Below are 15,515 nucleotides of genomic sequence, written 5' to 3' on the forward strand. Positions count from 1 at the left end.
CCTTTTTCATGCAGCAGAGTCGACTCAGGCGGCCTGAGCAGGCTTCCAGTTGGAGCCGGATGCCTCTTCGGCCATGGCCTCCATCGCCTGCTGGATGGCGCGCTTGCGGCGCTCCTCGGCACGGCGGGTGAAGTACCAGGCGAGGAAGGTGAAGATCGACACGGTCAGCAGGATCAGGCTGGCGATCGCGTTGATCTCAGGCTTCACGCCCAGACGCACGGCGGAGAACACTTCCATCGGCAGAGTGGTCGAGCCCGGACCGGAGACGAAGCTGGCCAGTACCAGGTCGTCCAGCGACAGGGCGAAGGACATCATGCCGCCGGCCGCCAGGGACGGTGCGATCATCGGGATGGTGATCAGGAAGAACACCTTCCACGGCTTGGCACCCAGGTCCATGGCCGCTTCCTCGATCGACAGGTCCAGCTCGCGCAGGCGCGCCGACACCACTACCGCCACGTAGGCCGAGCAGAAGGTGGTGTGGGCGATCCAGATGGTCACCAGGCCGCGTTCCTGCGGCCAGCCGATCAGCTGGGCCATGGCCACGAACAGCAGCAGCAGGGACAGACCGGTGATCACCTCGGGCATTACCAGCGGCGCGGTGACCAGGCCACCGAACAGGGTACGCCCCTTGAAGCGGGTGACGCGGGTCAGCACGAAGGCGGCCATGGTGCCCAGGGCTACCGCGGCCACCGCGGTGTACAGGGCGATCTCCAGGGAGCGTCCTACCGAGCCCATCAGCTGACTGTTGTCGAGCAGGCCGGCGTACCACTTGACCGACCAGCCGCCCCATACCGTGACCAGTTTGGAGGCGTTGAACGAGTAGATGACCATGATCAGCATGGGCAGGTAGATGAAGGTCAGACCTACCCAGAGCATGACATTGGAGAAGCTCAACTTTTTCATGCGCGGCCCTCCATCTCTTTGGCTTGGTTACGGTTGAACCAGATGATCGGGCCCATCAGGATCAGCAGCATGATCACCGCCAGGGCGGAAGCCACCGGCCAGTCGCGGTTGTTGAAGAACTCCTGCCAAAGCACCTTGCCGATCATCAGGGTCTCCGGACCACCGAGCAGCTCGGGGATGACGAACTCGCCCACCGCCGGAATGAACACCAGCATGCAGCCGGCGATGATGCCGTTCTTGGACAGCGGCACGGTGATCTTCCAGAAGTTGTTGAAGTTGCTCGAACCCAGGTCGGAGGCGGCCTCCAGCAGGCTGAGGTCGTGCTTCACCAGGTTGGCGTAGAGCGGCAGGATCATGAACGGCAGGTACGAATAGACGATGCCGATGTAGACCGCCAGGTTGGTGTTGAGGATCTGCAGCGGTGCATCGATCAGGCCGAGGCTCTGCAGCAGACCGTTGAGCAGGCCGTTGTTGCTGAGGATGCCCATCCAGGCGTAGACGCGGATCAGGATCGCGGTCCAGGTCGGCATCATGATCAGCAGCAGCAGTACGGTCTGCGCTTCCTTGCTGGCGCGCGCGATGGCGTAGGCCATCGGATAGCCGATCAGCAGGCACAGGGCGGTGCTGACGAAGGCCATCTTCAGCGAGCCGAGGTAGGCCGCCAGATACAGCTCATCCTCGGTGAGGAAGATGTAATTGCCGATGTTGAGCACGATCGACAGCTGGTTTTCCGCCCAGCTGTAGATCTCGGTGTAGGGCGGAATCGCCACGTCGGCTTCGGCGAAGCTGATCTTCAGGACGATGAAGAACGGCATCAGGAAGAACAGGAACAACCAGAAGAACGGCACGCCGATGACAGCATGCCGCCCACTGGGCAGGTAGCGTCTCAGTTTGCTCATGATTGCAGTACCACGCCGCTGTCGTCTTCCCAGTACACCACCACGGCGTCGTCCCAGGTCGGCCGCTTGCCGCGGCGCTCGGCGTTGGCGATGAAGCACTGCACCACCTGGCCGGAGCTCAGCTTGACGTAGTACACCGAGTGGCCGCCGAGGTAGGCGATGTCATGCACGGTGCCGTTGCACCAGTTGTAGTTGGCATGTTCGTGGTCGGCTGGCAGAGCGCTGGCCAGCAGCAGCTTCTCCGGGCGCAGGGCGTAGCTGACCGCCTTGTTCTCGGCACGGGTGCTGACGCCGTGGCCGATGTAGATCGGCTTGTCCAGCTGCGGGCAGGTGATGATCGCGTGGTCGGCCTCGTCGGTGGTGATCTGCCCGTCGAACAGGTTGACGTTGCCGATGAACTCGCAGACCAGACGGCTGGCCGGGGTCTCGTAGATGTCGATCGGGCTGCCGGTCTGGGCGATCCAGCCGAGGTGCATGATGGCGATGCGCTGGGCCATGGTCATGGCCTCTTCCTGGTCGTGGGTCACCATCACGCAGGTCACGCCGACGCGCTCGATGATCTCCACCAGTTCCAGCTGCATCTGCGAGCGCAGCTTCTTGTCCAGGGCGCCCATCGGCTCGTCGAGCAGCAGCAGCTTGGGTCGCTTGGCCAGCGAGCGGGCCAGGGCCACGCGCTGGCGCTGGCCGCCGGACAGCTGGTGCGGCTTGCGCTTGGCGTACTGGGTCATGTGCACCAGCTTGAGCATCTCGGCCACGCGGGCGTCGATCTCGGCCTTGGGCAGTTTGTCCTGCTGCAGGCCGAAGGCGATGTTCTGCGCCACGGTCATGTGCGGGAACAGCGCGTAGGACTGGAACATCATGTTGATCGGCCGCTCGTAGGGCGGCATATCGGTGATGTCGACGCCGTCGAGCAGGATGCGACCCGAGGTCGGCCGCTCGAAGCCGGCGAGCATGCGCAGCAGGGTCGACTTGCCGGAGCCGGAGCCACCGAGCAGGGCGAAGATTTCGCCTTTATTGATGGTCAGCGAAACGTCGTCGACGGCAACGGTCTCGTCGAACTTCTTCGTCACGCGATCAATCTTGACCAGCACCTCCTTGGGTTGCTGGTTGCCCTCTAGGGCTTTCTTGTAGGCGCTGGAGGCGACTGCCATTTCCAAAACTCCCGGGAAAATTGGGTCAGGGACCCTGAACATGATCTGCCGCGCTTGGCGCAGCGGGACCGTACGGCAGGCCCGACCCACCGTACGGTGTACTTCAACTTCGCTTACTTGCCCGACTTGATAGCGGACCAGCTACGAGTCATCTGGCGCATGATTTTCGGCGGCAATTCGCTCGAAATATAGAGTTTTCTCATGACTTCAGGACTTGGATAGATCGCCGGGTTGTTGCGAACCTCCTGATCCATCAGCTTGTCGGACGCCGGGTTGGGGTTGGCATAACCCACGTAGTCGCTGACAGGCGCGATTACCGCCGGGTCCAGCATGTAGTTGATGAAGGCATGGGCTTCCTTGGTGTTCGTCGCATCGGCCGGGATGGCCATCATGTCGAACCACAGGTTGGCGCCTTCCTTGGGAATGCTATAGGCGATCTCGACGCCCTTGCCGGCTTCTTCGGCGCGGGTGGCGGCCTGGAACACGTCGCCGGAGTAGCCAAAGGCAATGCAGATGTCGCCGTTGGCCAGGTCACCGATGTACTTGGAGCTGTGGAAGTAGGTCACGTAGGGTCGCAGTTCCAGCAGCTTGGCCTCGGCCTTCTTGTAGTCATCCGGGCTGGTGCTGCGCGGATTCAGACCCAGGTAGTTGAGCATCGAGGGGAACACTTCGTCCGGCGAGTCCAGCAGGGCCACGCCGCAGCTGCTCAGCTTCTTCAGGTTCTCCGGCTCGAACAGCACGGCCCAGGAATCGATCTTGTCGATGCCCAGGGCGGCCTTGACCTTGGCCACGTTGTAGCCGATGCCGTTGGTGCCCCACAGATAGGGGACGGCATACAGGTTGCCCGGATCGTTGGTTTCCAGCTGCTTCATCAGCACCGGATCGAGATTCTTCCAGTTCGGCAGCTGGGAGCGGTCGAGCTTCTGGAAAGCGCCCGCCTTGATCTGCCGACCGAGGAAATGGTTGGACGGCACCACCACGTCGTAGCCGGTACGGCCCGCCAGCAGTTTGCCTTCCAGGGTTTCGTTGGAGTCGAAGACGTCGTAGCTCGGCTTGATGCCGGTGGCCTTCTCGAAGTCCGCGAGAGTGCTCTCGCCGATGTAGTCACTCCAGTTGTAGATATGCACGGTCGGCGCGGCCTGGACAGCACCTGCCATGCCCATCACAACTGCAGCGGTGATCAGGGTTTTGCGGAAGGAAATTCGCACACGTCAGTCCTCTTCTTGTTGATCTTGCTGGCCGCCAATGGCGACCCGGGGGTGTTGATATGTTCGCTGCCTATCCCTGACAACCGCGCCGTTCATCCAGCCGTTCGCCCACGGAGCTGTGTGGGGCTCGTGTGTAACGGTAGTTGAAGAGGGCATGGAAGCCTCCTGGCGGGTCTCCGGCGGGAGCACCCGCCGGAGGGTGTCGCTGCTGTTTGTTACTTGCCGGACTTGATGGCAGTCCAGCTACGAGTCATGGTGCGCTGCACCTTGGCCGGCAGATCCGGGAAGGCGTAGAGCTTGGACATGGTGGCCTCGCTCGGGTAGATGCCCGGGTCGTTGCGGATGGCTTCGTCGACCATCGGAGTCGCCGCCGCGTTGCCGCTCGGGAACTGCACGTAGTTGACGATTTCAGCCATCACGTCCGGCTTCATCAGGAAGTTCATGAAGGCGTAGGCCGCATCCACGTTCTCGGCATCCTTCGGCACGGCGATCATGTCGAAGAAGGTACCGGCACCTTCCTTGGGAATGTTGTAGGAAACGGTCACGCCACCCTTGGCCTCTTCGGCACGGGACTTGGCCTGGTACACGTCACCCGAGTAACCGACGGCCACGCACAGGTTGCCGTTGGCCAGGTCGCCGATGTACTTGGAGCTGTGGAAGTAGGTGATGTGCGGACGAATCTTGAGGAACAGGTCCTCGGCCGCCTTGAGTTCCTTGGCGTCTTGGCTGACCGGGCTGTAGCCCAGGTACTGCAGGGCGATCGGCAGGATCTCGGTCGGCGAATCGAGGAACGACACGCCGCAGGACTTCAGCTTCTCGATGTTCTCAGGCTTGAAGAGCAGATCCCAGGAATCGACCGGGGCGTTCTCGCCCAGCACGGCCTTGACCTTCTCCGGGTTGAAGCCGATGCCGATCGAGCCCCACAGGTAGGGGAAGGCGTACTGGTTGCCCGGGTCGCTGACTTCCAGGGTCTTCAGCAGGTTGGGATCGAGGTTTTTCCAGGCGGTCAGCTTGGACTTGTCCAGCGGCTGATAGACGCCGGCTTTGATCTGCTTGGCCAGGAAGTTGTTCGACGGTACGACGATGTCGTAACCGGACTTGCCTGCCAGGAGCTTGGCTTCCAGGGTCTCGTTGGAGTCGAAGACGTCGTAGACGACCTTGATTCCGGTTTCCTTGGTGAACTTCTCTACGGTATCCGGGGCGATGTAGTCCGACCAGTTGTAGACGTGCAGTACCTTGCTGTCGGCCTGCGCCATGCCGGCCACGGTGCCCGCCAGCGTTAGGGCGAGCAGTGTTTTACCGAAGGTCTTGATCATGCGGGTTAGCTCCATTGTCGTTTGAAGTATCCGGGGCTGCGTCGCCTCAGCGACGCACCCTCCGGTGAGCCTGGCCAACGCACCGTGCAGTCTGGCAAGGTCGAGCTTTCGGCTCAAGCCTTACACCAGCACCGCGCGGGCGGTCAGATCGAGGCACTTGCGTGCCTTTTCCACGAGTTCATCGATCTCTTCTTTGCTGATCACCAGAGGCGGCGCGATGATCATGGTGTCGCCTACGGCGCGCATGATCAGACCGTTCTCGAAGCAGTGACCGCGGCAGATCATGCCGACGCCCATCTCGCCCGGGAAACGCTCGCGGGTCTGCTTGTTCTTCGCCAGTTCTATGGCGCCGAGCATGCCCACTCCGCGAACCTCGCCAACCAGCGGGTGATCCGCCAGCTCACGCAGACGCTTCTGCAAATACGGTGCCGTTTCGTTCTGCACCCGCTCGATAATCTTTTCTTCTTTCAGGATGCGCAGGTTGGCCAGGCCGACAGCGGCCGCCACCGGGTGCCCGGAATAGGTGAAGCCGTGGTTGAAGTCACCGGCGGCACTGATCACCTGGTACACCTTGTCGCTGACGATCAGACCACCCATGGGCACGTAGCCGCTGGTCATGCCCTTGGCGATGGTGATCATGTCCGGCGCGTTGCCGTAGTACTCACTGGCGAACCACTCGCCGGTACGGCCGAAGCCGCAGATGACTTCGTCGGCAACGAACAGGATGTCGTACTTGGCGAGGATCTCGCGGATGCGCGGCCAGTAGCTGTCCGGCGGAATGATCACGCCACCGGCGCCTTGAATCGGCTCGGAGATGAAGGCCGCGACGTTGTCTTCGCCGACTTCGAGGATCTTCTTCTCCAGCTGGTCGGCAGCCCAGATACCGAACTCTTCCGGGCTCATGTCGCCGCCTTCGGCGAACCAGTACGGCTGCGGGATGTGCACGATGCCCGGGATCGGCAGGTCGCCCTGCTCGTGCATGTACTTCATGCCGCCCAGGCTGGCGCCCGCCACGGTGGAGCCGTGGTAGCCGTTGTGACGGCTGATGATCACCTTCTTGCTCGGCTGGCCCTTGCTCGCCCAGTAGTGGCGCACCAGACGCAGCATGGTGTCGTTGCCTTCCGAGCCGGAGCCGGTGAAGAACACGTGGTTCATGCCGGCCGGCGCCACTTCGGCGATGGCCTTGGCGAACTCCAGTACCGGCGGATGGGCGGTCTGGAAGAAGGTGTTGTAGAACGGCAGTTCGCGCATCTGCGCCGCGGCCGCTTCGACCAGCTCCTCGCGGCCGTAACCGACAGCCACGCACCAGAGACCGGCCATGCCGTCGAGGATCTTGTTGCCCTCGCTGTCCCACAGGTAAACGCCGTCGGCCTTGGTGATGATGCGCGGGCCCTTCTCGTGCAGCTGCTGGTAGTCGCTGAACGGCGCGAGGTGGTGCTCACGGCTCATGGCCTGCCACTCGCGGGTTTTCGGGTTGGTCACTGCATTGGTCATAACAACACCTTTTATTACGCGGGCCACCGGCGGCAGCCCGATGAAATCAGTGGCAACGGGCGCGGCATGCCGCGCCCGCTCCGGTCACACCGACAACAGCAGGAATTCACGCTCCCAGGAGCTGATCACCCGCTTGAAGTTCTCGTGCTCGGCGCGTTTCACCGCGACGTAGCCACGCACGAACTTCTCGCCCAGGTACTTCTCGGCGGCCTTGCAGGCCTCCATGCGCTCCAGTGCACTCTCGATGGTCACCGGCAGAGCCAGGTTGCGACGCTCGTAGCCGCGACCCTTGACCGGCGCGCTCGGCTTGATGCCTTCGACCATGCCGATGTAGCCGCACAGCAGCGACGCAGCCAGCACCAGATACGGGTTGGCGTCGGCACCGGCCAAACGGTTTTCCACGCGGCGGTTCTGCGGGCCGGCTTCCGGTACGCGCAGGCCGACGGTGCGGTTCTCTTCGCCCCACTCGACGTTCACCGGCGCCGAGGTATCCGGCAGGAAGCGGCGGAACGAGTTGACGTTCGGCGCGAACAGCGGCAGCACTTCGGGGATGAACTTCTGCAGGCCACCGATGTGATGCATGAACAGCTCGCTCATGGTCCCATCTTCGTTGGAGAACAGGTTCTTGCCGGTCTTGATGTCCACCACGCTCTGGTGGATGTGCATGGCGCTGCCCGGCTGATCGGTGATCGGCTTGGCCATGAAGGTGGCCGCCACGTCATGCTTCAGCGCGGCCTCGCGCATGGTGCGCTTGAACACGGTGATCTGATCGGCCAGGTGCAGCGCGTCGCCATGACGGAAGTTGATCTCCATCTGCGCCGGGCCGTCTTCGTGGATCAGGGTGTCGAGGTCCAGGTCCTGCAGTTCGCACCAGTCGTAGACGTCCTCGAACAGCGGGTCGAATTCGTTCGCCGCGTCGATGGAGAAGGACTGGCGACCGACTTCCGGGCGGCCGGAGCGGCCCATCGGCGCCTCCAGCGGGAAGTCCGGGTCGCTGTTGCGCTTGGTCAGGTAGAACTCCATCTCCGGCGCCACGATCGGCTTCCAGCCCTTGTCGGCGTAGAGCTTGAGGATGTTCTTGAGGATGTTGCGCGGGGACAGCTCGATCGGGTTGCCCTGCTTGTCGAAGGTGTCGTGGATCACCATCGCAGTGGGCTCGATGGCCCAGGGCACCAGGAACACGGCGTTCTCGTCCGGGCGACAGAACATGTCGATGTCGGCCTCGTCGAGCAGCTCGTAATAGATGTCGTCCTCGACGTAGTCGCCGGTTACGGTCTGCAGCAGCACACTCTCGGGGAGGCGCATGCCCTTCTCGTCGAGAAACTTGTTGGTCGGCGAAATCTTGCCACGGGCAATGCCGGTAAGATCGCTGATCAGACATTCAACTTCGGTGATTTTGCGTTCTTTCAGCCAGCTGGTCAGCTGGTCGAGCTTGCTAGTCATAAAGACCTCAGGGTTGTAGAGCGGCTACTGCGGACCGGTTAGAGCCTAGCGAACCCGTATGGATTCGCCGCTCGCCGGGTGCTCACCTACTCAGCTATTGCCCCGCCTTCTTCCTGCAAGCCTCACCAAAGGCCTGGAAGATGGCGAGATAATTCGGGTTGGATCGTACCTGCCACTCGGGGTGCCATTGCACTCCGAGCGCAAAACTCGGCGCACCTTCGACGGAGAAGGCTTCGATCAACCCGTCAGGCGCCAGAGCTTCTACGCGAAGGCCCGGCGCCAGACGCTGAACGCCCTGGCCATGAATGGAATTGACTTGAATCTCGCTCGGCAAGCCGATGCCGGCAAGCACGCCACCCGGTTGCACGCGCACGGCGTGGCGGGGGGCGTATTGAATCTCGACCGGCTCATCGGCCGGCTCGCGGTGGTCCATCATTCCGGCCACTTCCTGCACGCGCTGGTGCAAGCTGCCGCCGAAGGCCACGTTGATTTCCTGGAAGCCGCGACAGATGCCCAGCACCGGAATGCCGGCATCGATGGCACGGCGAATCAGTGGCAGGGTGGTGGCGTCGCGGGCGATATCGTGATGAGTGCCGGGCGCGCTGGCCGGGCCACTATAATGATGGGGCTCGACATTGGACGGCGAACCGGTGAACAGCAGGCCATCGACGCTGGCCAGCAGGGTGTCCAGATCGATCAGCTCGCCCAGCGCCGGAATCACCAGGGGCAGCCCTCCGGCTCCAACCGCCACGGCGCGCACATACTTGTCGCCGACTATATGGTTGGGATGAAGGCCGACCTGCTTGGTGCAGGCGGTGACGCCGATGATCGGCAGGCGCAACATGGGACACCCGTTCTTATGCTGTTGTCAGGTGAGGCCGAGATTAGCCTTGTTCAATTTATTACACAATAGGGCTGTAAAAAATTGAACACAGGCCGCTGAGCGCTAGACGCCACAGGGGCTCGAGGCCGGTCAGAAAACCCTGAAATGCCCCAAAACTGGCCATCGAGCCCCGTTTCAGGGCAAAATGAGCCGCTATTGACAGCCCATGGTGATTGAGATTGACTCAGGGCTGTAAGAATGAATGATTGAAATTTTTAACAAAAAAGGTGTTGCATCATGTCGGTACCCCCGCGTGCCGTTCAGCTCAACGAAGCGAACGCGTTCCTCAAGGAACATCCTGAGGTCCAGTTCGTTGACCTTCTAATTGCTGATATGAATGGGGTTGTGCGCGGCAAGCGCATCGAACGAAACAGCCTCCATAAGGTGTATGAAAAGGGCATCAACCTGCCCGCCTCGCTGTTCGCCCTCGACATCAACGGTTCCACCGTCGAAAGCACCGGCCTCGGCCTGGACATCGGCGACGCCGACCGCATCTGCTTCCCCATCCCCAATACCCTGTGCAACGAGCCCTGGCAGAAGCGCCCCACCGCGCAGCTGCTGATGACCATGCACGAGATGGACGGCAAGCCGTTCTTCGCCGACCCGCGTGAAGTGCTGCGCCAGATCGTGGCCAAGTTCGACGAGATGAACCTGCGCATCTGCGCGGCCTTCGAACTGGAGTTCTACCTGATCGACCAGGAGAACGTGAACGGCCGTCCGCAGCCGCCGCGCTCGCCGATGTCGGGCAAGCGCCCGCAGTCGACCCAGGTGTATCTGATCGACGACCTCGACGAATACGTCGACTGCCTGCAGGACATGCTGGAAGCCGCCAAGGAACAGGGCATCCCGGCCGACGCCATCGTCAAGGAAAGCGCCCCGGCACAGTTCGAGGTGAACCTGCACCACACCGAAGACGCGATCAAGGCCTGCGACTATGCCCTGCTGCTCAAGCGCCTGATCAAGAACATCGCCTACGACCATGAGATGGATACCACCTTCATGGCCAAGCCCTACCCAGGCCAGGCGGGCAACGGTCTGCACGTGCACATCTCGCTGCTCGACAAGACCACCGGCAAGAACATCTTCACCAGCGATGACCCCCAGGAGAACGCCGCGCTGCGTCACGCGATCGGCGGTGTCCTGGAGACCATGCCGGCGTCGATGGCCTTCCTCTGCCCCAACGTCAACTCGTACCGCCGCTTCGGCGCGCAGTTCTACGTGCCCAACGCACCGAGCTGGGGTCTGGACAACCGCACCGTGGCCGTCCGCGTGCCGACCGGCAGCGCTGACGCGGTGCGCATCGAACACCGCGTCGCCGGTGCCGATGCCAACCCGTACCTGATGATGGCGGCGATCCTCGCCGGCGTGCACCACGGCCTGACCAATCAGATCGATCCGGGCGAGCCGATCGAGGGCAACTCCTACGAACAGCTGGAACAGAGCCTGCCGAACAACCTGCGCGATGCCCTGCGCGAGCTGGACGACAGCGAAGTGCTGAACAAGTACATCAGCCCCGACTACATCGACATCTTCGTCGCCTGTAAGGAAGCTGAGCTCGAAGAGTTCGAGACCACGATCTCCGACCTCGAGTACAACTGGTATCTGCATACCGTTTGACGCAATACCCGACGCCGGCCTTAGTGCCGGCGTTCTTTTTTCTGCCGCCAGCATCTGCCTGTACGCCGCCTAGCGTGGAGCGGCGCAGCCGTGCCCAACACTCGCCAAGGAGGTCGTCATGTTTCGCATTCTTGCTCCGTTGCTGCTCAGCCTCACCCCCGCGCTGGCGGCCGCCGCCGACAGCATCCGGGTCTACAACTGGAACGACTACATCGCTCCACAGGTGCTCGCCGATTTCACCAAGGCCACCGGCATCGAGGTGGAGTACCACACCTACGCCTCGGCCGAAGAGCTCGACAAGATTCTCGCCAGCGGCGAGAACATCGACATCGCCGTGCCTTCGCAGAATGATCTTCCGCCGCTGATCAAGGCCGGCCTGCTGCAGCCGCTCGACCTCACTCGCCTGCCCAACCGCACGCACCTGGACAAGCAGCTGCTGAGCAAACTGGCCGCGGTCGACCCGCGCAACCGTTACGCCGTGCCCTACCTGTGGGGCGCCGTGGGCCTGGCGATCAACACGCCGCAGGCCGAGGCCGCCTATGGCGGGCCGCTGCCGCAGAGCTGGAGCCTGCTGTTCGACCCGGCGCAGAGCGCCAAACTCAACGGTTGCGGCATCAGCGTGCTAGATGCGCCGGACGAGGTGCTCTACAGCCTGCTCAACTATCAGGGCCGCAGCTTCGCCAACAGCTCGCCGGGACGTATCCAGAAGGCCGGCGAGACCCTGCAGGGCCTGCGCCCCAACCTGCGCTACGTCGACAGCGAGCGCTACATCGAGGACCTCAACCAGGGCAAGCTGTGCATGGCCGTGGCCTGGGTCGGCGATGCCCTGGGCGCCAGCGACGCCGGCCAGCCGGTACAGTTCGTGGTGCCGGATGAAGGCTCGACGCTGTTTATCGACAACCTGGTGATTCCGGCCAGCGCCCGCCGCGCCGACCTGGCACACAAGTTCATTGACTACCTGATGCAGCCGCAGGTGGCCGCACTGATCAGCGCCGAGACCCTCTACCCCAGCGCCAACAGCGACGCCCAGCAGTTCCTCGAACCCAAGCTGCGCGACCAGCTGGGGCGCAACCTGGACGGCGCCAAAGGCCGCCTGTTCGCCCTGACGCCGCTGACCGACAAGGCCAAGAGCGCTCGCGACGAAGTCTGGACCCGCTTCCGCGACGGCAGCTGAGCCGCGCCTGGCGAGCTCGTCTCGCCAGCACTCCCCTCCCGACGGGTGGCTTGCCTCACCTGTCCGTCTGGCGTCCAATAGCGCCTGCCACGGACAGGAGACCGGCATGACCCGCACCGCAATCGCCCGCAAGCCCCGCGCCAGCAGCCAGGCGCGCATCGAACTGATCCTTGCGGCCGCGCGCGAACTGCTCAGCAGCCAGGGCTTTGCCGGTCTGACCATCTATGCGGTGGCCGAGCGCGCGGAGATCCCGCCCTCGTCCGTGTACCACTTCTTCGCCAGCGTGCCGGCTCTGCTGGAGGCACTGACCGCCGATATCCACGCCGGCTTCCGCGCCTGCCTGGTGCAGCCGGTGGAACATGCCGCGCTGCACGACTGGCGCGACCTGTCACGGATCATCGAACAGCGCATGCTGGCCATCTACGCCGGCGACAGCGCCGCGCGCCAGCTGATCCTGGCCCAGCACGGCCTGTCCGAAGTGACCCAGGCCGATCGCCAGCACGACCTCGAACTGGGCCGCCTGATGCAGGCCCTGTTCGATCGCCACTTCCCCCTGCCGCAACTGCCGGAAGACGTCGACGTATTCGCCCTGGCCATAGAGCTGGGCGACCGCGTCTACGCCCGTTCGGTACAGCTGCACGGCGAGATCACCCCGCGCCTGGCCGAAGAGGGCATGCGCGTGTTCGACGCCTACCTGGCCCTGTACCTGCCGCCCGCCCTGCCCAAACGGCAGCGCCCCCTGGATTGAGCCGATAACTATCGGCTTTCTCTACTTCGACGCTCAAACACCCCTACGACTGGCGAAACGTCGTACTTACGGCTTCTTGCCAGAACGAAATGCTGCGGATATTTATCCAGCGAAATTAGCAGACAGCCGGATGAGCGGATAAAAATTCGCTTCCAAAGCCGATTTTTATCGAATATAAAGTCACCCATTCGCCGCCCATGCAGCTAATGCGTCGGGCGCGACCATGGGTCTCTGCTAGTGTCAGATGACCTCTCGAATGCTCCTGCGAGGTGTCTCATGTCGCGCATCGTTACCGTCGCCGCCACCCAGATGGCCTGCTCCTGGGATAGCGCCGCCAATATCGCCACGGCCGAGAAGCTGGTGCGCCAGGCCGCGGCCAAGGGTGCGCAGATCATCCTGATCCAGGAACTGTTCGAAACCCCCTACTTCTGCCAGAAGCCCAACCCCGACTACCTGCAACTGGCCACGCCGACCGACGAGAACCCGGCCATCCTGCATTTCCAGAAGCTCGCCCGCGAGCTGCAGGTGGTGCTGCCGATCAGCTATTACGAACGCGCCGGCCGCGCCCGCTTCAACAGCATCGCGATCATCGACGCCGACGGCAGCAACCTCGGCGTGTACCGCAAGAGCCACATCCCGGACGGTCCCGGTTATCACGAGAAGTACTACTTCAACCCCGGCGACAGTGGCTTCAAGGTCTGGAACACCCGCTACGCCAAGATCGGCGTGGGCATCTGCTGGGACCAATGGTTCCCCGAGGCCGCGCGCAGCATGGCGCTGCTCGGCGCCGAGCTGCTGTTCTACCCGACCGCCATCGGCAGCGAGCCGCATGACCCGAGCATCACCTCGCGCGACCACTGGCAGCGCGTGCAGCAGGGCCACGCCGGCGCCAACCTGATGCCACTGATCGCCGCCAACCGCATCGGCCGCGAGGAACAGGACGGCTACGACATCACCTTCTACGGCTCCTCGTTCATCGCCGACCAGTTCGGCAAGAAGGTCGAGGAGCTGGGCGAGACCGAGGAAGGCGTGCTGGTGCACAGCTTCGACCTCGACCAACTCGAGCACGTGCGCAGCGCCTGGGGCGTATTCCGCGACCGTCGCCCGAACCTGTACGATCCCCTCAAGACCCTGGACGGCCAACAGGCTTCCGAGTAATCCACCCGCCAGCCCCACGAGGGCCGGCGCCCTGCTTACGGACCACTGCCATGACCACACTGAACAGCACCCCGCGCGCCGACGGCTTCCGCATGCCCGCCGAATGGGAAGCGCATAGCCAGACCTGGATGGTCTGGCCCGAGCGCCCGGACAACTGGCGCCTCGGTGGCAAGCCGGCGCAAGCCGCCTTCACCGCCGTGGCCCGCGCCATCGCCGAGTTCGAGCCGGTGACCATCTGCGTCTCCGCCGGCCAGTACGAGAACGCCCGCGCGCGCCTCGAAGGCAGCGACATCCGCCTGGTGGAAATCACCACCGACGACGCCTGGGTGCGTGACACCGGCCCGACCTTCGTCATCAATAGCAGCGGTGAAGTGCGCGGCGTGGACTGGGGCTTCAACGCCTGGGGCGGCTTCGATGGCGGCCTGTACTGGCCGTGGCAGCGTGACGATCAGGTGGCCAGCAAGATCCTCGAGATCGAGCGCCGCGACCGCTACCGCACCGAGGGCTTCGTGCTCGAAGGCGGCTCGATCCACGTCGACGGCGAAGGCACCCTGATCACCACCGAAGAGTGCCTGCTGAACAAGAACCGCAACCCGCACCTGAGCCGCGAAGAGATCGAGGCGGTGCTGCGCGACCACCTGGCCGTGGATACCGTGATCTGGCTGCCGGACGGCCTGTTCAACGACGAGACCGACGGCCACGTCGACAACTTCTGCTGCTACGTGCGCCCGGGCGAAGTACTGCTGGCCTGGACCGACGACGTCAATGACCCCAACTACCCGCGCTGCCAGGCGGCGATGAAGGTGCTGGAGTCCGCCCGCGACGCCAAGGGCCGCCAGCTGGTAGTGCACAAGATGCCGATCCCCGGCCCGATCCACGCCACCGAGGAAGAGTGCGCCGGCGTCGACGCTGCCGAGGGCACCCAGGAGCGTGATCCGTCAATCCGCCTGGCCGGCTCCTACGTCAACTTCCTGATCGTCAACGGCGGCATCGTCGCGCCGAGCTTCGACGACGCCAAGGACGAGGAAGCCCGCGCCATCCTCCAGCGCGTGTTTCCCGAGCACCGCGTGGTGATGGTGCCGGGCCGCGAGATCCTGCTCGGCGGCGGCAACATCCACTGCATCACCCAGCAGCAGCCGGCGCCGCAACAGCGCTGAGCCCTGCAACGGAAAAGCCCGCCAATCGGCGGGCTTTTTCATGGCCGCTCGACTGGCGCCGGGTCAGTCCTGGAAGGCCTGGGTGAACTGGCCGATGGCGTCCACCACACGCTGCGCCTCGTCGCGAATCTCCAGCATCACCTCGCCCGCCTGGTTGGCCAGGCGCACGCCCTCCTCAACCTTGGCCTGGCTGCCATCCATGCCGCTCACCGCGCGGTGGGCCAGGTCCTGGTTCTGCTGCACCACATCGTTGATCTCCAGGGTCGCCTGGCTGGTGCGCGCCGCCAGGTTGCGTACCTCATCGGCGACCACGGCGAAGCCGCGGCCCTGCTCGCCGGCACGCGCCGCCTCGATGGCCGCGTTG

Annotated in this window: 14 protein-coding genes; 5 read left to right on the forward strand and 9 right to left on the reverse strand. The window is 63.4% G+C overall.

The genetic code is table 11. The features are described 5' to 3' along the window. Positions 1-24 precede the first annotated feature (24 nt). The 8 genes from IP89_RS13120 to IP89_RS13155 form a co-directional block, all read right to left on the reverse strand. Positions 25-903: an ABC transporter permease subunit gene (locus tag IP89_RS13120; RefSeq protein ID WP_043309997.1), complete on the reverse strand. Its 879-nt coding sequence runs from the start codon at positions 901-903 to the stop codon at positions 25-27. Beyond that, positions 900-1,781 (reverse strand): ABC transporter permease subunit, encoded by an 882-nt coding sequence (locus tag IP89_RS13125; protein WP_177326875.1) that lies wholly within the window; start codon positions 1,779-1,781, stop codon positions 900-902. Before IP89_RS13125 ends, IP89_RS13120 begins: the two co-directional genes overlap by 4 nt. Before the next feature lie 17 nt (positions 1,782-1,798). Continuing rightward, positions 1,799-2,953, reverse strand: a complete 1,155-nt coding sequence (gene potA / locus IP89_RS13130; RefSeq protein WP_043309999.1) for a polyamine ABC transporter ATP-binding protein — start codon at positions 2,951-2,953, stop codon at positions 1,799-1,801. A gap of 113 nt (positions 2,954-3,066) precedes the next feature. Then, positions 3,067-4,116: a polyamine ABC transporter substrate-binding protein gene (locus IP89_RS13135; RefSeq protein ID WP_156115049.1), complete on the reverse strand. Its 1,050-nt coding sequence runs from the start codon at positions 4,114-4,116 to the stop codon at positions 3,067-3,069. A 260-nt stretch (positions 4,117-4,376) separates the two neighbouring features. Further along, positions 4,377-5,477 (reverse strand): polyamine ABC transporter substrate-binding protein, encoded by a 1,101-nt coding sequence (locus IP89_RS13140; protein ID WP_043310002.1) that lies wholly within the window; start codon positions 5,475-5,477, stop codon positions 4,377-4,379. 120 nt (positions 5,478-5,597) lie between these two features. Further along, complete coding sequence (locus IP89_RS13145) at positions 5,598-6,971, reverse strand: aspartate aminotransferase family protein (RefSeq protein WP_043310003.1); 1,374 nt, start codon at positions 6,969-6,971, stop codon at positions 5,598-5,600. Between the two features lie 84 nt (positions 6,972-7,055). Continuing rightward, complete coding sequence (locus tag IP89_RS13150; RefSeq protein WP_043310005.1) at positions 7,056-8,414, reverse strand: glutamine synthetase family protein; 1,359 nt, start codon at positions 8,412-8,414, stop codon at positions 7,056-7,058. Positions 8,415-8,508: 94 nt separating this feature from the next. After that, positions 8,509-9,258 carry a gamma-glutamyl-gamma-aminobutyrate hydrolase family protein gene (locus tag IP89_RS13155; RefSeq protein ID WP_043310006.1) on the reverse strand — a complete coding sequence of 250 codons (750 nt, stop codon included), beginning with the start codon at positions 9,256-9,258 and terminating at the stop codon, positions 8,509-8,511. A 276-nt stretch (positions 9,259-9,534) separates the two neighbouring features. Here IP89_RS13155 and IP89_RS13160 point away from each other — a divergent pair, with 276 nt between their 5' ends. From IP89_RS13160 to aguA, 5 genes are all read left to right on the forward strand, one after another. Beyond that, the gene (locus IP89_RS13160; RefSeq protein ID WP_043310007.1) at positions 9,535-10,914 is read left to right on the forward strand and encodes a glutamine synthetase family protein; all 1,380 of its coding nucleotides are present in this window, start codon (positions 9,535-9,537) and stop codon (positions 10,912-10,914) included. Between the two features lie 118 nt (positions 10,915-11,032). Further along, positions 11,033-12,088 carry an extracellular solute-binding protein gene (locus tag IP89_RS13165; protein ID WP_043310010.1) on the forward strand — a complete coding sequence of 352 codons (1,056 nt, stop codon included), beginning with the start codon at positions 11,033-11,035 and terminating at the stop codon, positions 12,086-12,088. A 106-nt stretch (positions 12,089-12,194) separates the two neighbouring features. Then, positions 12,195-12,836 carry a TetR/AcrR family transcriptional regulator gene (locus IP89_RS13170; RefSeq protein WP_043310011.1) on the forward strand — a complete coding sequence of 214 codons (642 nt, stop codon included), beginning with the start codon at positions 12,195-12,197 and terminating at the stop codon, positions 12,834-12,836. Positions 12,837-13,112: 276 nt separating this feature from the next. Next, a complete protein-coding gene (gene aguB, locus IP89_RS13175; RefSeq protein ID WP_043310012.1) occupies positions 13,113-13,994 on the forward strand; it encodes an N-carbamoylputrescine amidase in 882 nt (293 codons plus the stop codon). 50 nt (positions 13,995-14,044) lie between these two features. Next, positions 14,045-15,151 (forward strand): agmatine deiminase, encoded by a 1,107-nt coding sequence (aguA, locus tag IP89_RS13180; protein WP_043310013.1) that lies wholly within the window; start codon positions 14,045-14,047, stop codon positions 15,149-15,151. A 63-nt stretch (positions 15,152-15,214) separates the two neighbouring features. On the opposite strand, the gene IP89_RS13185 is transcribed toward aguA, so the two are convergent. Continuing rightward, a partial coding sequence (locus tag IP89_RS13185; RefSeq protein ID WP_043310014.1) for a methyl-accepting chemotaxis protein occupies positions 15,215-15,515 on the reverse strand: 301 nt, incomplete at its 5' end.

It is taken from the genome of Pseudomonas sp. ML96 (assembly GCF_000761545.1).
Classification (GTDB): domain Bacteria; phylum Pseudomonadota; class Gammaproteobacteria; order Pseudomonadales; family Pseudomonadaceae; genus Aquipseudomonas.

Coding starts and splice junctions, on each gene's coding strand:
- IP89_RS13135 (WP_156115049.1), bottom strand. CDS start 4,116: ATGGGCATGGCAGGTGCTGTCCAGGCCGCGCCGACCGTGCATATCTAC.
- IP89_RS13145 (WP_043310003.1), bottom strand. CDS start 6,971: ATGACCAATGCAGTGACCAACCCGAAAACCCGCGAGTGGCAGGCCATG.
- IP89_RS13155 (WP_043310006.1), bottom strand. CDS start 9,258: ATGTTGCGCCTGCCGATCATCGGCGTCACCGCCTGCACCAAGCAGGTC.
- IP89_RS13160 (WP_043310007.1), top strand. CDS start 9,535: ATGTCGGTACCCCCGCGTGCCGTTCAGCTCAACGAAGCGAACGCGTTC.
- IP89_RS13150 (WP_043310005.1), bottom strand. CDS start 8,414: ATGACTAGCAAGCTCGACCAGCTGACCAGCTGGCTGAAAGAACGCAAA.
- potA (WP_043309999.1), bottom strand. CDS start 2,953: ATGGCAGTCGCCTCCAGCGCCTACAAGAAAGCCCTAGAGGGCAACCAG.
- IP89_RS13165 (WP_043310010.1), top strand. CDS start 11,033: ATGTTTCGCATTCTTGCTCCGTTGCTGCTCAGCCTCACCCCCGCGCTG.
- IP89_RS13170 (WP_043310011.1), top strand. CDS start 12,195: ATGACCCGCACCGCAATCGCCCGCAAGCCCCGCGCCAGCAGCCAGGCG.
- IP89_RS13140 (WP_043310002.1), bottom strand. CDS start 5,477: ATGATCAAGACCTTCGGTAAAACACTGCTCGCCCTAACGCTGGCGGGC.
- aguA (WP_043310013.1), top strand. CDS start 14,045: ATGACCACACTGAACAGCACCCCGCGCGCCGACGGCTTCCGCATGCCC.
- IP89_RS13120 (WP_043309997.1), bottom strand. CDS start 903: ATGAAAAAGTTGAGCTTCTCCAATGTCATGCTCTGGGTAGGTCTGACC.
- aguB (WP_043310012.1), top strand. CDS start 13,113: ATGTCGCGCATCGTTACCGTCGCCGCCACCCAGATGGCCTGCTCCTGG.